Origin of the sequence: Novosphingobium sp. fls2-241-R2A-195, assembly GCF_030209485.1 — a bacterium.
In the GTDB taxonomy this organism is placed as follows: domain Bacteria; phylum Pseudomonadota; class Alphaproteobacteria; order Sphingomonadales; family Sphingomonadaceae; genus Novosphingobium; species Novosphingobium resinovorum.
Genome location: NZ_JARVRY010000013.1, coordinates 96,714 through 115,477, shown reverse-complemented (window position 1 = coordinate 115,477; position 18,764 = coordinate 96,714). Strand labels below are relative to the sequence as shown.

At 66.7% G+C, this 18,764-nt stretch carries 20 protein-coding genes; 9 read left to right on the top strand and 11 right to left on the bottom strand.

Annotation, left to right across the window (positions count from 1 at the left end):
• Positions 1 to 107: 107 nt before the first annotated feature.
• From QRN25_RS11430 to QRN25_RS11410, 5 genes are all read right to left on the bottom strand, one after another.
• A complete protein-coding gene (locus QRN25_RS11430) occupies positions 108 to 476 on the bottom strand; it encodes a (2Fe-2S) ferredoxin domain-containing protein (RefSeq protein WP_008830918.1) in 369 nt (122 codons plus the stop codon).
• Positions 473 to 904, bottom strand: coding sequence for an acyl-CoA thioesterase (locus QRN25_RS11425; RefSeq protein ID WP_008830919.1), 432 nt, complete (start codon positions 902 to 904; stop codon positions 473 to 475). Before QRN25_RS11425 ends, QRN25_RS11430 begins: the two co-directional genes overlap by 4 nt.
• A gap of 155 nt (positions 905 to 1,059) precedes the next feature.
• Positions 1,060 to 1,506, bottom strand: a complete 447-nt coding sequence (locus QRN25_RS11420; protein WP_008830920.1) for a DUF2497 domain-containing protein — start codon at positions 1,504 to 1,506, stop codon at positions 1,060 to 1,062.
• Between the two features lie 52 nt (positions 1,507 to 1,558).
• Positions 1,559 to 3,022, bottom strand: a complete 1,464-nt coding sequence (locus tag QRN25_RS11415; protein ID WP_271182604.1) for a TolC family outer membrane protein — start codon at positions 3,020 to 3,022, stop codon at positions 1,559 to 1,561.
• A gap of 2 nt (positions 3,023 to 3,024) precedes the next feature.
• On the bottom strand, positions 3,025 to 3,630 hold the full coding sequence (locus tag QRN25_RS11410) for a protein-L-isoaspartate O-methyltransferase family protein (protein WP_271182605.1): 606 nt from the start codon (positions 3,628 to 3,630) through the stop codon (positions 3,025 to 3,027).
• A 224-nt stretch (positions 3,631 to 3,854) separates the two neighbouring features.
• On the opposite strand from QRN25_RS11410, the gene QRN25_RS11405 reads away from it, so the two are divergent.
• From QRN25_RS11405 to QRN25_RS11395, 3 genes are all read left to right on the top strand, one after another.
• Complete coding sequence (locus tag QRN25_RS11405) at positions 3,855 to 5,375, top strand: fumarate hydratase (protein WP_271182606.1); 1,521 nt, start codon at positions 3,855 to 3,857, stop codon at positions 5,373 to 5,375.
• A 241-nt stretch (positions 5,376 to 5,616) separates the two neighbouring features.
• Positions 5,617 to 6,945 carry a sensor histidine kinase gene (locus QRN25_RS11400; RefSeq protein ID WP_285019628.1) on the top strand — a complete coding sequence of 443 codons (1,329 nt, stop codon included), beginning with the start codon at positions 5,617 to 5,619 and terminating at the stop codon, positions 6,943 to 6,945.
• Positions 6,938 to 7,693 (top strand): LytR/AlgR family response regulator transcription factor, encoded by a 756-nt coding sequence (locus tag QRN25_RS11395; RefSeq protein ID WP_036525632.1) that lies wholly within the window; start codon positions 6,938 to 6,940, stop codon positions 7,691 to 7,693. The genes QRN25_RS11400 and QRN25_RS11395 overlap by 8 nt, the downstream gene beginning before the upstream one ends.
• Before the next feature lie 65 nt (positions 7,694 to 7,758).
• Here QRN25_RS11395 and QRN25_RS11390 read toward each other — a convergent pair whose 3' ends face one another.
• Positions 7,759 to 8,082, bottom strand: coding sequence for a UrcA family protein (locus tag QRN25_RS11390; RefSeq protein WP_008830926.1), 324 nt, complete (start codon positions 8,080 to 8,082; stop codon positions 7,759 to 7,761).
• A gap of 266 nt (positions 8,083 to 8,348) precedes the next feature.
• Between QRN25_RS11390 and QRN25_RS11385 the strand changes: the two genes are divergently transcribed.
• The 3 genes from QRN25_RS11385 to QRN25_RS11375 are packed head-to-tail and all read left to right on the top strand — an operon-like array spanning position 8,349 to position 10,436.
• On the top strand, positions 8,349 to 8,618 hold the full coding sequence (locus QRN25_RS11385; protein ID WP_036525843.1) for a hypothetical protein: 270 nt from the start codon (positions 8,349 to 8,351) through the stop codon (positions 8,616 to 8,618).
• Between the two features lie 49 nt (positions 8,619 to 8,667).
• Positions 8,668 to 9,552, top strand: a complete 885-nt coding sequence (locus QRN25_RS11380) for a diacylglycerol kinase family protein (RefSeq protein ID WP_271182608.1) — start codon at positions 8,668 to 8,670, stop codon at positions 9,550 to 9,552.
• The gene (locus tag QRN25_RS11375; RefSeq protein ID WP_285019624.1) at positions 9,552 to 10,436 is read left to right on the top strand and encodes a metallophosphoesterase family protein; all 885 of its coding nucleotides are present in this window, start codon (positions 9,552 to 9,554) and stop codon (positions 10,434 to 10,436) included. The genes QRN25_RS11380 and QRN25_RS11375 overlap by 1 nt, the downstream gene beginning before the upstream one ends.
• A gap of 170 nt (positions 10,437 to 10,606) precedes the next feature.
• On the opposite strand, the gene QRN25_RS11370 is transcribed toward QRN25_RS11375, so the two are convergent.
• The 5 genes from QRN25_RS11370 to QRN25_RS11350 all read right to left on the bottom strand — a co-directional run bounded on the left by QRN25_RS11370 (position 10,607) and on the right by QRN25_RS11350 (position 15,147).
• Positions 10,607 to 10,921: a hypothetical protein gene (locus QRN25_RS11370; protein ID WP_271182610.1), complete on the bottom strand. Its 315-nt coding sequence runs from the start codon at positions 10,919 to 10,921 to the stop codon at positions 10,607 to 10,609.
• 129 nt (positions 10,922 to 11,050) lie between these two features.
• Positions 11,051 to 11,584 (bottom strand): CarD family transcriptional regulator, encoded by a 534-nt coding sequence (locus tag QRN25_RS11365; protein WP_008830931.1) that lies wholly within the window; start codon positions 11,582 to 11,584, stop codon positions 11,051 to 11,053.
• A 330-nt stretch (positions 11,585 to 11,914) separates the two neighbouring features.
• Positions 11,915 to 12,253, bottom strand: a complete 339-nt coding sequence (fdxA, locus tag QRN25_RS11360; protein ID WP_008830932.1) for a ferredoxin FdxA — start codon at positions 12,251 to 12,253, stop codon at positions 11,915 to 11,917.
• An 18-nt stretch (positions 12,254 to 12,271) separates the two neighbouring features.
• Entirely contained in the window at positions 12,272 to 12,577 is a 306-nt protein-coding gene (locus QRN25_RS11355; protein WP_008830933.1) for an RNA-binding S4 domain-containing protein, read from the bottom strand.
• A 23-nt stretch (positions 12,578 to 12,600) separates the two neighbouring features.
• Positions 12,601 to 15,147 carry a helicase-related protein gene (locus tag QRN25_RS11350; protein ID WP_271182611.1) on the bottom strand — a complete coding sequence of 849 codons (2,547 nt, stop codon included), beginning with the start codon at positions 15,145 to 15,147 and terminating at the stop codon, positions 12,601 to 12,603.
• A 168-nt stretch (positions 15,148 to 15,315) separates the two neighbouring features.
• Here QRN25_RS11350 and QRN25_RS11345 point away from each other — a divergent pair, with 168 nt between their 5' ends.
• The 3 genes from QRN25_RS11345 (at position 15,316) to QRN25_RS11335 (ending at position 18,722) form a co-directional block, all read left to right on the top strand.
• The gene (locus QRN25_RS11345; RefSeq protein WP_285019620.1) at positions 15,316 to 16,953 is read left to right on the top strand and encodes a M23 family metallopeptidase; all 1,638 of its coding nucleotides are present in this window, start codon (positions 15,316 to 15,318) and stop codon (positions 16,951 to 16,953) included.
• Positions 16,954 to 17,170: 217 nt separating this feature from the next.
• Positions 17,171 to 18,166 (top strand): porphobilinogen synthase, encoded by a 996-nt coding sequence (gene hemB, locus QRN25_RS11340; RefSeq protein ID WP_271182613.1) that lies wholly within the window; start codon positions 17,171 to 17,173, stop codon positions 18,164 to 18,166.
• A complete protein-coding gene (locus QRN25_RS11335) occupies positions 18,159 to 18,722 on the top strand; it encodes a GNAT family N-acetyltransferase (RefSeq protein ID WP_271182614.1) in 564 nt (187 codons plus the stop codon). The genes hemB and QRN25_RS11335 overlap by 8 nt, the downstream gene beginning before the upstream one ends.
• Positions 18,723 to 18,764: the final 42 nt, after the last annotated feature.

Below are 18,764 nucleotides of genomic sequence, written 5' to 3'. Positions count from 1 at the left end.
CTCGCTGCCCCTCCCGCAAGCGGGAGGGGAGATGTGCGTCAGCCCTCCCGCTTGCGGGAGGGTCGGGAGGCTCGAGAGCGTAGCGAACCAGCCGGACGGGGTGGGCCTCAACCTCCCGGCGCGTGCAGGCGAAATTCCTCGACCGGCTCGCCGCCGATGAGGTGCTGCTGGATGATCCGCTCCAGCACGTCCTCGTCGCACGAGTGATACCAGACTCCGTCCGGCCACACGACCGCGACCGGCCCGGCGTGGCAGATGCGCAGGCAGTCCGCCTTGGTGCGGGCCACGCCGCCCTTTCCGTCCAGCCCGAGCTGCTTGAGCCGCTTCTTGAGGAACTTCCACGCGGCCTGCCCCTTCTCGGGCGAGCAGCATTCGCCCTTTTGCGGTTCGGCGCATATGAAGATGTGGCGGCGGATCATGTCGCTGCCGGTCTTGGCGAAGGCTTCCTCGGCCTTGGCGATGGCGTGGTGGCTCATGGCCGCAGTTTCCATTCCTCGGTCTGGCTGGCGAAAGTGGCTGGCATCGGCGCAGGGCCGTCCTCGCCGACCGTTACCATCGTGGAGCGGGAGAACGCGACGATCCGGTCGTCCTGCGTCACCAACTGGACGAGGCCGTGGCTGGAACGCCCGACCTGCTCGATGGCGGTATGGACGGTCAGGGCATCGGGATAGTGCGCCTCGCCGAGATATTCGATGCCGATGCTGACGATCATCGAGGACAGACCGACAAGTCCCTCGCGATAGCGACTGGCACGGTGAAAGCGCACGCGGCCATCCTCGAGGAATCCGGCCATCGCCACGTTGTTGATGTGCATGTTGACGTCGAGATCGCCGAAGCGCGGCTCGATGCGGCAGGAAAACGGGTAGCGCGCGGGATCGAGCAGCGCGGGATCGGGTTTCGGCATACCCGGTGAAGGTAGGAAGTGTGGGCCTTGAGGTCCAGCCCGTCCGGGCGATGGGGCTTCGACAGGCTCATCCGTGACCCGTCGACAAGCTCAGTGTGAGCGGGTGTAGTTGTAAACCTCTCAACGCCGCTCAGGCTGAGCTTGTCGAAGCCCCATCAGCCCTTCTTGCCGACGATCCGCGCGATTTCGGCAGCGACGAGGCGTTCGACCATAGCCGGCAGGTTGCGGTCAAGCCATTCGGTCAGTGCCGGGCGGAGAAGCTCCTTGGCGAGCGCCTCCAGCGAGGTTTCTCCCGAACGGACGATCTGCGGCTGCGCGCCGGGCTCGGACAGCATGGCGAGCGCGGCGAGCGATTCGCGCATCGAATCGCGCGCCTGATCGTGCAGCAACGGGCCTTCGTCGGTCTCGCCCGCTGCGGTAATCTGCGAGGCTTCCTGGAGTTCGAGGACATCGTCCTCATCCTCGTCGGCGTAGAGCGGTTCCGGCTCGCGCATCAGGCGTTCGGTGCGGCTGGTACGGGTTTCGAGGCGGGAATCGCGCGCGATGACCTGCTTGATCGACTGGAGGATCTCCTCGACCGAAGGTTCACCGTTCTGACGCATCTGCCTAAATCCCTGTAGTCCCGCGCATCCAAGTCCTTATCCGCAAACGGGATCAGGGCTCCTGCGAAGCGGGAATGTTGCCGTCCTGCACCGGCGTGTCAACGGTGCGCGTGGACCGGGCCACTGGCGCATCGTCGTCGTCCCAGTCGAAGAACTTGCCGCGCACGCGCTCGTAATTGACGTCGGGATCGTAGAGGGTGCCGCCGTCGAGGCCCAGATCGCGCGCCTCGGCCTTGCCCATCGCCGCGAGCAGGGAGAACCCGGCGACGTAGGCATTGCGCCGCGCCGTCACCAGCGTGACCTGCGCGTTCAGCAATTCCTGCTCGGCATTGAGGATGTCGAGGATCGTGCGCCGACCCACCGAATTCTCTGCCTTCACGCCTTCGAGGCTCAGCGTCGCCGCATCCACTGCGACTTGCGAGGAGCGGATCAGGTCGTTCGACGCGACGTAGGAGGTGAAGGCCGAGCGGACTTGCGCGATCACGTCGCGTTCGGTGGCGATTTCCTGCTCCAGCGTGGCCGAAGCCGTCGCCTGTGCCTGGCGACGCTGCGCGGCGGGAAGGCCGCCCTGGAAGATCGGGATCGACAGCTGCGCCCCGGCCTGCGCAGACGAATCGCTTTGCGCCACGCTCGCGTTCACCGCGCCGCGCGCCAGCGTGTTGAAGTAGTTGTTGTACGTGCCCTGGCCGAAGAGCCGTAGCGTCGGCAGGCGGCTGGCGCCCGCGACGTCGATGTCCTTGTCCGCGGCCTTGCTGCGTTCGCGTGCGGCGATGATGTCCGGGTTCGCATCGAGCGCGATCGTCGCCGCTTCGCTGGCGTTGGCGGGCAGGTTCGGCAGCGGCGGCGGCGCGTCGAGCGCTTCGGGTGCATGACCGACGAACCGGATGTAGGTTTCGCGCGCGGCGGCAAGGTTGGCTTCCGCCGTCAGCAGGTCGCTCTTCGCAGTCGCTAGGCGCGACTGCGATTGGGCGACGTCGGTGCGCGTGAGGTTGCCGATCTGGAACCGGTCGTTGGTCGCATCGAGATTGGTCTGGAGAACCGCCACGTTCTTGCGGTTAAGTCCGGCGATCGCTTCCGTGCGGATCACGTCCATGTACGCCGCGACGACCTGCGAGAAGACGGAAGCCTCCGTGCCGCGCAGATCGGCCTGACCGGCGCCGACGCGCAGCTTGGCAGCCTTGACGCGGTTCTTGACCGCGCCGCCCGAATAGATCGGCACGCCCAGTTGGGCATCCGCCGTGAATATCTTCGACGGAGCCGTGAGCGAGTTTTCGCTCTGCTTCAGGTTCTTGGTGTAAGTTTCGGTCGTGCTGAGGCTGGGTAGCCCTGCAGCCTTGGCGATCGGCACGCCTTCGTCGGTGGCGCGCTGCTGGGCGCGCGCCGATTCCAGCGTGGGATTGGTCTGATAGGCGGAAACGAGCGCATCGCGCAGGGTGTCGGCCCGCGCAGGCGCGCCGGCCGTCAGTATCAGACATCCCCCCGCGAGCAGCCCGGAACGCCACGCGATCCGGGCCATGCTCAGAAGCTCCAGCGTTTGGGAGCGGCGAATTCGGGAAGCACGGGAATCCCCAGCTCCGCCAGCGGCAGCAGCGAGGTCACGCCGCCTGCCTTGGTGCCGGCCGCAAGGCGGGTCACGCCGCGATCGGTCACGCCGGTGACCACGCGGCCACCCTCGGCGAGACGTGCGGAGAGGGCATCGGGGAGCACTTCGATGGCGCCGTCGATGACGATGAGGTCGTATGCGCCCGAAGCGGCTTCATCGGCAGCGGCAGGTGCTACCGCGTCGAGCGAGCCGACCAGCGGACGCAGCAGCGTGGCGAGGTAGCCTTCGCCGTCGCCGACGATCAGCGCCTTGTCGGTCTTCGCCGGAGCGGCTTCCTGCAGCATCTTGCCCTGCACCAGCGGGGCGCCGAGGAACTTGCCTTCGCCCAGCGGCACGGCGCGGTCGATATAGGCGGCGTCGCGCAGCTCGGCGGGCACGAAGTTTTCACGTGGAACACCGGCCATCGCTTCCAGCACCCAGGGCTCGTTCACGCCGCTGGTGCGCAGCTGGCTGACGATCATGGCGCGACGGGCGGCAGAAAAGTCGGTGGCAGGAGCCGACCGGTCCTCGGTCAAGGTCATTCGTGTATTCCCTCACTCGCTCGCGGGGCTTGCGGCAGATCGCTGCAATCGCGAAGACGACACTATGGGGCCGCTTCTATGCGAACCGGCCTCTCAGGCCAAGCCCCATGAAACAACGCCCGTCGATCCGATCAAGCACTTTGACGATCACGCCCATGCGGCTTATGGAGCGGCAAAAATCCGACGTTATCCGCCAGATCGGGCCAAGAAGACCGGAGAATTCCATGACAGAAATGGTGACCATCCGCGAAGAGGACCTCATCGAGTCCGTCGCCGACGCATTGCAGTATATCAGCTACTACCACCCGATGGATTACATCCGCGCGCTGGGCGACGCCTACGAAGCGGAGCAGGGCCCGGCGGCCAAGGACGCCATCGCCCAGATCCTGACCAACAGCCGCATGTGCGCCGAGGGTCACCGCCCGATCTGCCAGGACACCGGCATCGTCAACGTCTTCATCGAGTGGGGCCAGAATTGCCGCCTCGAGTCCGAGCGCAGCTTGCAAGACGTCGTCGATGACGGCGTGCGCCGCGCCTACAACCACCCCGAGAACAAGCTGCGCGCCTCGGTGCTGGCCGACCCCGCCTTCACCCGCCGCAACACCAAGGACAACACTCCTTGCGTGCTGTCGGTGGAGATGGTCCCGGGCTCGAAAATCTCGGTCGACGTCGCGGCCAAGGGCGGCGGGTCTGAGAACAAGTCCAAGTTCAAGATGATGAATCCCAGCGATTCCATCGTCGACTGGGTGATCGAGATGCTGCCGCAGATGGGGGCTGGCTGGTGCCCGCCGGGCATGCTGGGCATCGGCATCGGCGGCACCGCCGAGCATTGCGTCAAGCTCGCCAAGCAGAGCCTGATGGAGCCGATCGACATGGCGCAGCTGAAGCAGCGCGGCCCACAGAACGACATCGAGGCGCTGCGCATCGAAATCTTCGACAAGGTCAACGCGCTGGGTATCGGCGCGCAGGGCCTCGGCGGCCTTGCCACGATCCTCGACGTCAAGATCCTCGACTGGCCGTGCCATGCCGCGGGCAAGCCCGTCGCGATGATCCCGAACTGCGCCGCCACCCGCCACGCGCACTTCACGCTGGACGGTTCCGGCCCGAGCTTCCTCGAGACGCCGAACCTCGACGAGTGGCCCAAGGTCGAGTGGAAGCCGAGCAAGGAAGCGATCAAGGTCAACCTCGACACGCTGACCGCTGAGGAAGTCCAGAGCTGGAAGCAGGGCGATCGCCTGTTGCTCAACGGCAAGATGCTGACCGGGCGCGACGCCGCGCACAAGCGCATCGCCGACATGCTGGCCAAGGGCGAGGAACTGCCGGTCGATTTCAAGGGCCGCGTGATCTACTACGTCGGCCCGGTCGATCCGGTGCGCGAGGAAGTCGTCGGCCCGGCCGGCCCGACCACCGCCACCCGCATGGACAAGTTCTCCGACACCATGCTCGACCTCGGCCTGCTCGCCAGCATCGGCAAGTCCGAGCGCGGCCCGGCGGCGACCGAGTCCATCGCCAAGCACAAGTCGGCCTATCTGATGGCGGTTGGCGGCGCGGCCTACCTCGTCGCCCGCGCGATCAAGGAAGCCAAGGTCGTCGGCTTCGCGGACCTCGGCATGGAGGCGATCTACGAATTCACCGTGCAGGACATGCCGGTGACCGTGGCCGTCGATTCCGAAGGCAAGAACGTCCACACGCTGGCCCCGCCGGTGTGGAAGACGAAGATCGCCGAGGAACACCTGCTGGTGTGATTTCTTTCCCGTGACCCCGGCGCGCGCCGTCGGGGTCACGGAACTGCCCTCACACACCCACCTGCGTCATTGCGAGCGTAGCGAAGCAATCCAGGGCCGCGTAAACCGCCCTGGATTGCTTCGCTACGCTCGCAATGACAAAACGGGGGGCGTGAGCTGCCAGCCCCCTTCGACCAACGACAATCTCCGTCCGATGGAAGGTGTGGTGCGACGAACCGTTTTCGCGCTAGACCGGGCGGTAATGTCCGAAGCAGCACCCCCTCCCCGCGTTCCGGCGCGGCTCGTCCTCCTGTCGCTGGCGGCCTTGTGGGCCTGCTACTTCATCGTGGCCAGCTTGCGCGGTCTGGTCATGGGGTTCGACCTCGACTGGTCGTTCCTGTCGCGGCGCCTGACGATCTGCATCGTCTCGATGCTGGTAATGGCCGCCGTCTGGCCGCTGCTGCAGCTGCTGGATCGCAAATCGGGCCGGGTCCGCTTCGCCATCGTGCTGATCGGCGCGTTCCCGCTGTCGCTGGTGCTCAGCATCGTCAACGACGTGATCTTCTCCGACATTGAACGCCCGGCAGCCTACGGCAGCGAGGAAGATGCGGCAGCGGTGGCTGCGGGCAACGTGCGCATCACGCAGGACGAGGCCGGCAACATCCTGGTGGACCTGCCCAAGATCCTGCCGCCGCCCGCTCCCCCCGCCCCGCCAGCACCTGGCTCCAGCGAGGTTCCGGACGAGCCGACGGATGCGCCGAGCGAGGAAAGCGGCGCAGCCCGGCCGCAGCATTCCTCGGCGATCACGATCAAGACCAACTCTGCCCTCGGCGCCAATTTCGGGCGCTGGGCGAACATCGCCGACACGGCGTTCGGACGCTACTTCCTCGTGCTCGCGTGGGTGGCGCTCTACTTCGCGCTCGCCAAGGCCGAGGAGGCCCGCGCGGCAGAACGGCGCGAGGGCGAATACCGCCGCGCCGCCGAACAGGCCGAACTGCGTTCGCTGCGCTATCAGGTGAATCCGCATTTCCTGTTCAACACGCTCAATTCGCTGTCGGCGCTGGTCATGGTCGGACGGCAGGACGATGCCGAAGAGATGATCCAGACGCTGTCGACGTTCTACCGCCGCACTTTGTCAGGTGATCCCACCAACGATCTTTCGCTGGTTGACGAGATAGAGCTGCAGCGCCTTTACTTCGCGATCGAGGCAGTCCGCTTCCCCAATCGATTGCTAACGCATATCGATATTGACGAGGCCGTTCTCGATGCGAAAGTTCCGGGCATGATATTGCAACCGCTCGTCGAGAATTCCGTGAAGTATGCCGTCGCCGCGACGCAGCGGCCGGTGACCATTGCCATCGAGGCGCGGCGCGAGGGTGGCCAGCTCGTCGTCGCCGTCCATGACGATGGACCCGGAGAGATGAGCGGCGAGTTGAAGATCAAGACCGAGGGCTGCGGCATCGGCCTCAACAACGTGCGCGACCGCCTGCGGGCGCGTTACGGGGAGGCTGCGACGATCTCCTACGGCAAGCGCCCGAACGGCGGTTTCGCGACGATCCTGCGCATGCCGCTGGAGGCGGGTAATGTCTGAGCCCGAAGGCGCCGCGCCCGCCGCTCCCCTGCGCACCCTGATCGTCGACGACGAGCCGCTGGCTGTCGAGCGCATGCAGGTGATCTGCTCCCGGATCGAAGGGATTTCCGTGATCGGCACGGCGAGCGACGGCCAGGCCGCGTTGCGCCTGATCGATGCGCTGACGCCCGACCTGGTGCTGCTCGACCTGACGATGCCGGAGACCGACGGGCTCACCGTGGCGCGCACGCTGGGCGGCCGGCCGGACGCTCCGGCGGTGATCTTCGTGACCGCGCACGATGAGTTCGCGGTCGAGGCGTTCGATCTCGATGCGGTGGACTATGTCCTCAAGCCGGTGGCGCCTGATCGCCTGCAGCGCGCCGTGACCCGCGTGGTGTCGCGCCGGGGCGAGCGGGCTCAGGTTCCGGCGCTCAGCCAGTGGCTCGACGAATTCTGGGTGCCGCACCGATCCGAACTGGTGCGCGTGCCCGCCGCCGAGGTCCAGCGCATCGATGCCGAGCGCGATTACGTGCGCCTGCATGTGGGGACGCAAAGCTACCTGCTGCTCCAGACCATCACGAGTCTGGAGGAGCGCCTCGACCCTGAGCGGTTCATCCGTATCCATCGCAGTTGCATCCTGCAGCGCAGCCACGTTTCGGGCTTGCGTCACGAGGGGCTTGGCGTCTGGTCGGCGGAAACGGCGGACGGAGAGGCCTTGCGGATCGGTCGAACGTATCTTCCCGGCGTAAAGAAAATGGCGGGCCGCTAAGCCCGCCATCAGGATTTTTCCGGGTCTTTTCTTCTTTTGGGACCTGGATTGATGGGGTTTAAGCCTTAGCCGCCGAGGCGGGTGTCGTCGGCCTTGTCGATCGCGGCGGCGACCTGCTGCTGCACGTTCAGGCGGGCCTGACGGTAGCACTCGGTGTCGACGTTGCTGTCGATGTGGGTGCCCGTTGTCGGGCGGCTGACGCGGCAGACGCTGCGGGCGGCCTTGTTGATACGCTTCTGCAGCATGCCCTGCCCTTCGACGGTGCCGAGGTCGAGGTCGGCGTAGCGGACTTCGACGCTCTTGGCGAAGGCGGCCGGGGCCGAGAACAGGCCGACGGTGCAGAGGGCTGCGGCGGCGAAGATGGCGGTCTTGGGTGCGGTCTTGAACATGGTATTTTCCTCCTCACGGTGTGAGCCGTGGGGAAGAACTGTGTTCCGTCCGGCTCGATGAGTGTGATGTGCCTCACATCCGGCACACGATCACGCGAAGGTCGATTGCGGGCAGAAGTGATCCGACGAAGGCGCAGGCGGACGGACCAACGACATTTGTAGTCGACGAACGACATGCAAGATGATGACGCGTCGTGCGCCACGGGCGATCGAATCGTGCGCAATGCGGTGGCGCTGCCGCCGCGCAGTCGATAGACTGGCCGCACATGACCCCCCTGATCCTCGTATTCTGCCTCGGAATCGTCAATTTCGCCGCGCACAAGGCGCTGCTCGAAAGCAACCACCCGATGCTGATGCATGTGCCGTGGTTCTTCCAGGCGCTTGGCGGGCGGCTGAGCCTCATCGTCGAGTTCGTGATGCTGGTGGGTGTGATGATCGTCGCGGCGTCGGGATCGACCGGCTGGGCGCTGCTCTACGCGCTCTATACTGCCCTCAATGGCGTGTCCGCCTGGCTGGTCTTCAGCGGGCGCGTTTGAAGGGAACTTCGCCGGGGAACCCTGCCCCGGCTCGGGCGCTTGTGCGGGCATGACTTCAAACGGCACATCTTCGGCAAAGGTCTGGCTCGTCTGCAACGCGGCCAGCGGCAGCAACAACGACGCGGCGGTGGAGGAACTGCTCGCCGCCTTCGAGGCGGCTGGCCTCGGCTCTGACCGGGTGCTGCGCTTTCCCGACGATCCCGCCCCTCAGCCCGCCGATCTCGATGCGGCGGGCGTGGACATGCTGGCGGTATTCGGCGGTGATGGCACGACGCACTCGGTGGTCATGGAGGCCTATGGCTGGGGCGGTGCCGTGCTGGTGCTGCCGGGCGGGACGATGAACCTCCTCGCCAAGCGCATGCACGGCGACGTACCTGCGCCCGAGATCGTCGCGCGACTTTCCGGCGCGGCCCTGAGCACGGTGCGTCCGCCGGTGATCGTCTCCCGCCACGGCATCGGCCTCACCGGCGCGCTCGCCGGGCCGGGGACGGTGTGGAACGAAGTGCGCGAGGCGATGCGCGCGATGAACGTGATCGATTTCGTCGCCTCGACGCGCGAGGCGATCGCCCAGTCCGCGAACGGCCCGAAAGTCATGTGCGCCGAGGTCGGTAGTACGGAGGTCGACGGGGGACGAGAGGAAGGCTATGCCGCGATCACGGTTGTTCCCAAGGACGACGGCCTGCGAGCGAACGGCTATTATGCCGAGTCGCTGGGGGACTACGCCGGGCAAGGCATCGCCCTGCTCAACCGTAACTTTCGCGACGGCCCGCACGACGAACTGGGCCGTCACCCCAGGCTGCGGCTGGTCTGCCCCACGGGCGAGCCGATGGGCCTGCTGATAGACGGCGAGCCGTTCGACGGCGCCGCCGAGGAAATTTTCGAACTGGGCACCTGCGAGGTCGACCTGGTGACGACGAAGGAGTTCGACGGATAATGCACGGCAAGACGGCCTCGATGTACAACGGTCCGTTGCGGTTGTTCCATCTGAGCGACATCCATTTCGGGTTGGTCGATCAGCAGGCCATCGACTGGGCCAAGGCCTGCATCGATCGTGAGATGCCGCATGCCGTCGCGATCACCGGCGACCTGACCATGCGTGCCCGCCACCCCGAATTCCAGGCCGCGTGCGAGTGGATTCAGGGCTTCGACGTGCCGGTCACGGTCGAGGTGGGCAATCACGACATTCCCTACTTCAACCTCTACCAGCGTTTCTTCGACCCCTATCGCCGGTTCAAGGCGATCGAGCGGATGGTCGAGACCCAGCTGGACCTGCCCAACCTCGCCATCGTGCCGCTGCGCACGACCACGCGCGCGCAGTATCAGCGCTTCCCCTGGTCGAATGGCTGGGTGACCGATCATGCCCTGAAGCAGACGCTGGCGCAGATCGACGCCCTGCCCGAAGGCACGCGCGTCCTCGTCACCTGCCACCACCCGCTGCCTGAGCGCCGCGCGGACGGTAAGCTGCTGACCATCAACGGCACCCGCACGATGAAAGTGCTGGCCGGGCGCAAGGTCATGGCGGTGCTCTCGGGTCATATCCACGACCCGTTCGACCTGACCGAGCAGACATCCGCCGGGCCGCTTCGGATGATCGGTGCGGGCACGCTGTCGAAGCGCATTCGCTCCACACCGCCTAGCTTCAACGAGATCGTGATCGACGGCGACCAGATCCGGGTGACCGCGCGCAATCTGGAGAAGGTGCCGACCCCGGCGATGCAGATCGACGAAGTGCCGGAAAACGCTCTACCTCCGCGCGAACCGGGTGAGCCGGTGTCGCCGGTCGGCAAGGTGCCGCCGGTCGATCCGCCGGTGCATTGAGGCTCGACTAAATCGGGGCTCCGATACGGCGCATCCCCACCCCCTCGTCATTGCGAGCGTAGCGAAGCAATCCAGGACGGTTTGATACTGCCCTGTATTGCTTCGCTACGCTCGCAATGACGAAGTTTGTTGATGTAGTGACGGAAGAGCCACCGCCCTTCCCAGCGCGATCAGATCGCCTTTTCGCGCAAGTCCTGCATCGCGCCGTAATCGTTGCGCGCACGGTCGCAGGCGGCTTCGGAACCGCGCTGGCAGTCGCGGGTGTTCTTCTCGTAGCTGCGGTTGAGCTTGCCCAGTTCCTCATCCCGCTTGCGCAGGGCGCGGCCGCGCTTTTCGTCGGATTCGGACTGGCTGGTGGTGGTCCAGTCGACCGCCTTGCCCGCCACGCGTACCGGAGCGGTGACGATGCTGGCGGCGGTGCGAACGCAGCCCGAGAGCATCGGCAGGGCCATCAACACGGCGAAGGGGACGACAAGACGCTTCATACCGCCAGCTTCACACGCACCAGATGACAGCGCAATGAACAATCGTCTCCAAAACGCCGGACTACAAACGACAGGGGCCGCTCCCTTGCGGAAGCGGCCCCATGGTTCCACGTGGAACGCCTGAAAGGATCAGGCGGTCTCGGCGGTGTCGTAGTACTTGGGCGCGTGCTCGTTGAGGATCGCGAGGATCTTCTTGAGCGCGGCCTGCTCGTCGGTCTTTTCCATCGCCGCGAGTTCGCGGGCCAGGCGCGACGAAGCGGCTTCGAAGATCTGACGCTCCGAATAGCTCTGTTCGGGCTGGTCGTCGGCGCGGAACAGGTCGCGGGTCACTTCGGCGATCGACACGAGGTCGCCCGAGTTGATCTTCGCTTCGTATTCCTGGGCACGGCGCGACCACATGGTACGCTTCACCTTGGGCTTGCCCTTGAGGGTATCGAGCGCTTCGCGCAGGGTCTTGTCCGAAGACAGCTTGCGCATGCCGATCGATTCGACCTTGTTGACGGGAACGCGCAGGGTCATGCGCTCTTTCTCGAACCGCAACACGTAAAGCTCGAGCTGCATCCCGGCGATTTCCTGCTTCTGCAGCTCAATAACCCGACCAACACCGTGCTTCGGGTAAACGACGTAATCTCCAACATCGAATGCATCGATCCTGGTTGCCATGTATCGTCCTTTCACCTGCAGGGTTCCAGTTTGTTCAAATCGGGAGATAACCGGGGGTGCGACAGGGAGACGAATCGTCTCCGCGCCCGGTCAGATCACTCTCCCAACCGTCTGCTTTCGAACCCTGCCTCGCAATGAAAATGCCTGCCGAACGAGCAGAAGGCTCGGGCAGTTGAACGATTATATAGCAGCAATATGCCAAAAAATCCAGAGGCGCGTAAACGTTTCCGTTTCGCGCCTCATGGGTCTTCCGTGGCTCTGTTGCACAAAGCGCAAACCACGGGAATCTGCGGGTTTTGGTCGGCGAGCCTCAGGCCCGCCGCAGCAGGATCAGTCGCCTTCGCCGGGCTCGGGCGAGAAATACTTTTCGAACTTGCCTTCCTCGCCCTTCATCGCGTCGGCATCGTCCGGCGCGTCCTTGCGGGTGGTGAGGTTGGGCCATTCCGCCGAATACTTGGCGTTGATCTCCATCCACTGCTCAAGGCCGCTCTCGGTGTCGGGCAGGATCGCTTCCGCCGGGCATTCGGGCTCGCACACGCCGCAGTCGATGCATTCGCTGGGGTTGATGACCAGCATGTTCTCGCCTTCGTAGAAGCAGTCCACGGGGCAGACTTCCACGCAGTCCGTGTACTTGCACCTGATGCAGGCGTCGGTGACGACATACGTCATGAGTGCGGTATCCTTCCTTCAGGCGTCATTCGATTCGGGCGCAGCTATGGGATCGACGGGCCTGCCGTCAAGCACTCTGTAGCAGCTGACAGCTTCGCTATAGGGTCCGCGCCGTTCGGGCAAGGATAGGACTTCTATCACCCGCACGCCTCCAGCTATCGGAAGCGTCAGCACGTCGCCCGCCGCGATCTTCTGGTGGGCGCGGTCGATGCGACGGCCGTTGAGCCGCATGTGGCCCTCTTCGGCCAGCGTCTGCGCGACCGGCCGGGTCCTGGCGAGGCGCAGGAACCACAGCAGCTTGTCGACGCGCATCCCTGTCGCCATCGGTCCTCCCTACCGCACCCGGCCTACCGCACCATGTCCGCAAGCGCCGCGAAGGCGCCGTCGCGCCGCACCGGGGCCGCGCGCTCGGGCTCGGCCTGGCGGCGGGGCGGACGCCAGCGCCAGCGCACCGGGGCGGGCGGCCCGTGCTGTCCTTCCGCCAGCGCGCGCGGCATCAGCGGCTGGAATCCGCCGAGCCGGAGCAGCCGGGCATAGCTGGAGGTCGTCAGTCCCATCGAGACCGCCCGCGCCGGATCGAGCGCGAAGCTGCCGCGCTTTTCCGCCGCACGAAGTTCATGCGCCTCGCGCAGCAGCTTCTCGGCCATGTCGAGGCGTAGCAATTGCTTGCCAAGCGCGCGGTAGCCGGGCGGCGGGCGATGGTTTCCGGCGGGCAGCACCGGCGGCATGTCGGGAGCGGGCGCTCCGCCCTCTTTCTTGCCCGATACTTTCGCCAGCTGCCGCCACAGCGCAATGACCGGCGTGCGCAGCATGGCGGGCACGAAGAGGTCGAGCGCCCCTACCCGCACGCCCAGCCGCGCCAGCATCGTGCGGCGCTGCTTGTCGAGTCGGTCCAGCCCCGATTCCTCGCGCGCGGTCATGCCGCCGCGCTCGACCAGGGTGATGAGCAGCGCGCGCAAGTCCGACCCGGCGTCGGTCGCGCGGCTTGCCTCGTCCAATTTGGCGAGCGGGGCGAGTGGCTTCAGTGCCGCCTCCAGCCACACTTCCAGCGCGGCGACGAGCGCCTTGCGCGACACGTCGGGCACGGCATCGAGCGCACGGTCGGGCACCATCACCGGCGCCAGCAGCGAGCGGCCGGGCGCGAGGCTCGCCAGCTTCTGCCCGTCCCAGACAAGCGCGCCGTCGGCCAAGGTGATCGCGGCGGTGCCTTCGTGAATGCCCGTGACCAGCGCATCGGCACGCGTGCCGAGCAGCGTGGACAAGTGCTTTTCCGCCGCCGCCAGCAGCAGCTTGCGATCAGACAGGCGCGCGCCGGGATCGACCTGGAAGGTGAAGCCGCGCAGCGAGCCGATGTGCTCGCCCTCGACCAGCACTTCCTCGTCTTCCAGCCGGACCGAGAGCAGTCCGGTATCCGGTCCCAGCTTCTTCATCAGAACGGCCGTCCTGCGGTTGATGAATCGTTCCGTCAGCTTTCCGTGAAGTGCGTCCGAAAGTCGAGCCTCAACCGCACGGGCGCGGGCGGCCATTTCATCGCGCGCGAGTACCCAATCGGGACGCTGGGCGATGTAGGCCCACGAACGGATCGCGGCGATGCGGCCCTGCAGCGTGTCGATGTCGCCGCCGGTGCGGTCCAGTTGCGCGATCTGCCCGGCGACGAAATCGGCCCCGAGTTCGCCGCTGCGGAGGTCCTGCCACAGCCGCGCGACGAAGCGCGAATGCGTTTCCACCCCCTGCTGGCGAAAGTCCGGCAGACGGCACACGTCCCAGAAGCGGCGCACCTGCCCGAACCCGCGCACGGTGTCCGCCACCGGCCCCTCGTCCGCGAGGCGCTTGAGCACGGCGAGGTCGATCGCCTCGGGCGCAGGCGCGAGTTCGGGGCGCAGCGGCGGCGTTTCGAGGTCGGCGATTAGGGTGGCGAGGCTGTCGAAGCGGGGCTCGGGCTCGCGCCAGAACAGCTTGGTCAGGGGCGCGAAGCGGTGTTCCTCGATCGCGTAGATTTCTTCTGGGTCGAATTCGGAATCGTGGCCGCCGGTGCCGGTGAGCGTGCCGAAGCTGCCGTCCTTCTGGTGGCGCCCTGCCCGCCCGGCGATCTGCGCCATCTCGGGCGGCGTCAGGCGGCGGTGGCGACGGCCGTCGTACTTGGAGAGGCCCGCGAAGGCGACATGCTCGACATCGAGGTTGAGGCCCATGCCGATCGCGTCGGTGGCGACGAGGTAGTCCACCTCCCCCGACTGGTAGAGCGCCACCTGGGCGTTGCGCGTCTGCGGGCTGAGCGCGCCCATCACCACCGCCGCGCCGCCCCGGAACCGGCGCAGCATTTCGGCGATGGCATAGACCTGCTCGGTCGAGAAGGCGACGATGGCGCTGCGGGGCGGCACGCGGCTGAGCTTCTTCGCGCCCGCGTGAGTCAGGGTGGAGAAGCGCGGGCGGGTGACGACCTCCACCCCGGGCACCAGTGCCTTCACCAGCGGCTCGGCGGTGGAGGAGCCGAGGATCATCGTCTCCTCCCTGCCCCGTGCGTGCAGCAGGCGATCGGTGAAGACATGGCCGCGCTCGCGATCCGCCGCCAGTTGCGCCTCGTCGATGGCGACGAAGGCCATCGAGCGTTCGGACACGGGCATCGCCTCGGCCGTGCAGAGCAGGTAGCGGGCGTTCTTCGGCTCGATCCGCTCCTCGCCAGTGATGAGCGCGACGCTGGCCTCGCCCTTGATCTTGACTACGCGGTCGTAGACCTCGCGCGCCAGCAGGCGCAGCGGGAAGCCGATCATGCCGCTGGAGTGGGCGCACATCCGCTCGATCGCGAGGTGTGTCTTGCCGGTGTTGGTCGGGCCAAGCACCGCCTTCACCGCGCCGGGAGCGTCCTTTAATGCCGAGCCGTTCCGGTGCTGAACCATTATGCCGGTGAATGTGGCACCGCAGCCCGCCGCTCGCAAGACTCGGGGTATCCCGCAGACCCCCCTGAATCCACAGTCTTAGGATGTTCGTAACCTTGTTCGGGCAGGGAAATTGCGCGAGGTCCGCCGCCGCGGACCAAAGGGTTGCAACGAGGGAACCGCGCGAAGGTGTTCAAGCCGCAGCAGCGCGATCGCGACGATCGCGCTGAAACTCAGAACCCGGACGGGCTGACGCCTGCGGCCACGCGGCGCGACGATGCCGTGCTTCTGGTGTTTCCCGCAGAGCAAGGCCGTTCTCGGCCAGCGGTCCCGGATCAGGTCCGGGACGACGAAGCTTCACCCCGCCCTTCCCTGCGCGCCCGGGTCGAGAACTGGTGCCACCGCATCGAACTGGCCCCCGACCTTGCCGCCGACATCGGCAGCCGCAAGTGGCTGCGCGGGCTCGCCACGATGCTGGGCCTGAGCGGCGCTGCGCTGGCGCTGCTCCCCGGTTTCAGCGCGGTCGAGGCTGCGGCGACGATGCCGCTCGACGCCAGCCAGCAGGGCGAATTCCGCAGCCAGTCGATCGCCCCGCTCGCGCTGGGGGCCGACACCGGCCGCCACATGGGTGCGACGCCGCTGGTCAGCCCGCTGACCGGCGCGCCCGAGCGACCTACCGTGCAGCTGACCTCGACGCTGGGACAGGGCGACACCCTCCCCGGCCTGCTCCAGCGCGCCGGGCTGGGATCGGCCGAGGTGGCGCAAGTGACGCAGCTTGTCGGCCAGGTCGTGCCGGCCGGAGAGATCGGTTCGGGCACGCAGTTCGACATCACGCTGGGCCGCCGTCCCGCCGAGGGCGCGGCGCGGGCACTCGATTCGCTGTCGTTCCGGGCGCGGTTCGACCTCGATCTTTCCATCGAGCGCGGTGCCGGTGGTCTTATGGCGGTGCGCCATCCGATCCGGGTCGACGAGACCCCGCTGCGCATTCGCGGCACCGTGGGCTCCAGCCTCTACCGCTCGGCGCGCAATGCCGGGGCGCCGGTGGCGGCGATCCAGTCGTACCTGCGCGCGGTGGACAAGTACCTCAGCCTCGACAGCGATCTGCGTTCGGGCGACGAATTCGACATGATCCTGTCCTACAAACGCTCGGCCAAGGGCGAGCGCGAGGTGGGGGACCTGCTCTATGCAGGCGTCGCGCGGGGCGGGAAGCCGCAACTGCAGCTGATGCGCTGGGGCAATGACGGGCAGATGTTCGCCGCCAGTTCCATCGGCCAACCCCGCGCCGTGCCGATCGGCCAGCCGGTGGCGAGCACGCGGATCACGTCGCCCTATGGCGGGCGGCGCCATCCGATCCTCGGTTATGTGCGGATGCATGCCGGTATCGACTTCGGCGCGCCTTATGGAGCGCCGATCTATGCGGTGGCGGACGGCGTGGTGACCTTCGCCGGGCGGCATGGCGGGCACGGCAACTACGTGCGGCTGCAGCACGGCGGCGGTCTCGGCACCGGCTACGGCCACATGAGCCGCATCGCCGTCAGCAATGGTACGCATGTGCGAGCCGGGCAGGTGATCGGCTATGTGGGCTCCACCGGGCTCTCGACGGGACCGCATCTCCACTTCGAGGCCTATCGCGGTGGTCGCACCATCAATCCGGCGGGAATCGCGGTGATGCAGCGGCCCGAGATCGACGGGCGCGAGCGCGATGCCTTCAAGGCGCGGCTCAATGCACTGCTGGGCGTGACTCCGGGTGCGGCGCTGGGATCGATCGAGCCGGTGGCGAGCGATCCGGTCGAGACCACGCGCGAGATCGACAAGCTGGGGCGGTGATGCCTTATCCTCCCCGTTGCGCAGCAATGGGGAGGGGGACCGCCGACGAAGTCGGTGGTGGAGGGGGGAGCCGGCCCCCTCCGTCAGCCCTGCGGGCTGCCACCTCCCCATCGCTTCGCGACAGGGAGGATCAAGGCAGTCCCGCGCACCCCAACCCGCGCAAATCGCAACCCTCCCCCGATTGCCCCCGCCTTCGTTTTCCGGCAAGCACCCCGCCATGACCGGCACATATCCCCACACCCGCCTCCGCCGTACCCGCGCCACCGCCTGGAGCCGCGCGCTCCATCGCGAGACGGTGCTGACCCCGGCGGACCTCATCTGGCCCCTCTTCATCACCGAGGGCGAAGGCGTGGAGCAGCCCATCGCCGCGCTGCCGGGCGTGTCGCGCTGGTCGGTGGACCTCATCGTCGAACGGGCGAAGGAAGCGGTGGACCTCGGCATCCCGGTGCTCGCGCTGTTCCCGCACACCCAGCCCGATCGCCGTAGCGAGGGCGGGGCCGAGGCGCTCAACCCGGACAACCTGATGTGCCGCGCGATCCGCGCGATCCGGGCGGAACTGGGCGATAAAATCGGCCTGCTCACCGACGTGGCGCTCGATCCCTATACCAGCCACGGACAGGACGGGCTGATCGACGATGCGGGCTACGTCCTCAACGACGAGACGGTCGAGGCACTGGTCGGCCAGTCGCTCAACCAGGCCAACGCGGGCGCGGACATCATCGCGCCTTCAGACATGATGGACGGCCGCATCGCCGCGATCCGCGACGCGCTGGAGGACGCGGGCCACATCAACGTCCAGATCATGAGCTACGCCGCCAAGTACGCCTCGGCGTTCTACGGCCCGTTCCGCGACGCGGTCGGTTCGCGCGGGCTGCTCAAGGGCGACAAGAAGACCTACCAGATGGACCCCGGCAACACTGAGGAAGCGCTGCGCGAAGTCGAGATGGACCTCGCCGAGGGCGCCGACACGGTGATGGTGAAGCCGGGTCTGCCTTACCTCGACATCATCCGCCGGGTGAAGGACACGTTCGAGGTGCCCGTCTTCGCTTATCAGGTCTCCGGCGAATACGCGATGATCGAGCACGCGGTCGCGGCGGGCGCGGCGGATCGCGACGCCATGGTGCTGGAGACGCTGACCGCCTTCAAGCGCGCCGGCGCCTCGGGCGTGCTGACATACCATGCGGCCCATGCGGCGCGGCTGCTGCGTGGTTAGGATCGAGACCGACCGCCTGATCCTGCGCGACTGGGGTGAGGGCGACATTGCGCGTTTCGCAGAGGGCACCAATACGCCCGCCGTCATGCGCCATCTCGGCGGCGTGATGGACGATGCCAAGGTGGCGCTGTTCGAGGAGCGGGTGCTGGGTTTCCAGAACCGTCTCGGCCACACCTTCTGGATCGCCCAGCGCAAGGACGACGGCGAAGTGCTCGGCTTCTGCGGCCTTAAGGTTATCGATGCGCCGGGGGCGACGTTCCCCGGCGAGATGGAGATCGGCTGGCGGTTTCGTGAGGATTCCTGGGGGCAGGGCTATGCCAAGGAAGCTGCCATCGCCTCGCTCGATGCCGGGTTCGAGCGGTTCGGGGCGGCGGAGATCTTCGCCATCACCAACCTCGAGAACACCGCCAGCTGGGGCCTGATGCTGCGCCTCGGCATGGTGCGGCGCGCGGAACTGGACTTCGTCGATGCGCGGTTCGAGCCGCCGGTGGGCGATACGATCGTCCATTCGATCACCGCCGAGGCGTGGCGGAGCATTGGGCGCGCGGGGCGCTAGCCACAGGGCACCACATTTCGTCATTGCGAGCGTAGCGAAGCA

What these genes read in the sequence shown, in the direction of transcription:
- QRN25_RS11430 (WP_008830918.1), bottom strand. Translation starts at nt 476, where the DNA reads ATGAGCCACCACGCCATCGCCAAGGCCGAGGAAGCCTTCGCCAAGACC.
- QRN25_RS11425 (WP_008830919.1), bottom strand. Translation starts at nt 904, where the DNA reads ATGCCGAAACCCGATCCCGCGCTGCTCGATCCCGCGCGCTACCCGTTT.
- QRN25_RS11420 (WP_008830920.1), bottom strand. Translation starts at nt 1,506, where the DNA reads ATGCGTCAGAACGGTGAACCTTCGGTCGAGGAGATCCTCCAGTCGATC.
- QRN25_RS11415 (WP_271182604.1), bottom strand. Translation starts at nt 3,022, where the DNA reads ATGGCCCGGATCGCGTGGCGTTCCGGGCTGCTCGCGGGGGGATGTCTG.
- QRN25_RS11410 (WP_271182605.1), bottom strand. Translation starts at nt 3,630, where the DNA reads ATGACCTTGACCGAGGACCGGTCGGCTCCTGCCACCGACTTTTCTGCC.
- QRN25_RS11405 (WP_271182606.1), top strand. Translation starts at nt 3,855, where the DNA reads ATGACAGAAATGGTGACCATCCGCGAAGAGGACCTCATCGAGTCCGTC.
- QRN25_RS11400 (WP_285019628.1), top strand. Translation starts at nt 5,617, where the DNA reads ATGTCCGAAGCAGCACCCCCTCCCCGCGTTCCGGCGCGGCTCGTCCTC.
- QRN25_RS11395 (WP_036525632.1), top strand. Translation starts at nt 6,938, where the DNA reads ATGTCTGAGCCCGAAGGCGCCGCGCCCGCCGCTCCCCTGCGCACCCTG.
- QRN25_RS11390 (WP_008830926.1), bottom strand. Translation starts at nt 8,082, where the DNA reads ATGTTCAAGACCGCACCCAAGACCGCCATCTTCGCCGCCGCAGCCCTC.
- QRN25_RS11385 (WP_036525843.1), top strand. Translation starts at nt 8,349, where the DNA reads ATGACCCCCCTGATCCTCGTATTCTGCCTCGGAATCGTCAATTTCGCC.
- QRN25_RS11380 (WP_271182608.1), top strand. Translation starts at nt 8,668, where the DNA reads ATGACTTCAAACGGCACATCTTCGGCAAAGGTCTGGCTCGTCTGCAAC.
- QRN25_RS11375 (WP_285019624.1), top strand. Translation starts at nt 9,552, where the DNA reads ATGCACGGCAAGACGGCCTCGATGTACAACGGTCCGTTGCGGTTGTTC.
- QRN25_RS11370 (WP_271182610.1), bottom strand. Translation starts at nt 10,921, where the DNA reads ATGAAGCGTCTTGTCGTCCCCTTCGCCGTGTTGATGGCCCTGCCGATG.
- QRN25_RS11365 (WP_008830931.1), bottom strand. Translation starts at nt 11,584, where the DNA reads ATGGCAACCAGGATCGATGCATTCGATGTTGGAGATTACGTCGTTTAC.
- fdxA (WP_008830932.1), bottom strand. Translation starts at nt 12,253, where the DNA reads ATGACGTATGTCGTCACCGACGCCTGCATCAGGTGCAAGTACACGGAC.
- QRN25_RS11355 (WP_008830933.1), bottom strand. Translation starts at nt 12,577, where the DNA reads ATGGCGACAGGGATGCGCGTCGACAAGCTGCTGTGGTTCCTGCGCCTC.
- QRN25_RS11350 (WP_271182611.1), bottom strand. Translation starts at nt 15,147, where the DNA reads ATGGTTCAGCACCGGAACGGCTCGGCATTAAAGGACGCTCCCGGCGCG.
- hemB (WP_271182613.1), top strand. Translation starts at nt 17,171, where the DNA reads ATGACCGGCACATATCCCCACACCCGCCTCCGCCGTACCCGCGCCACC.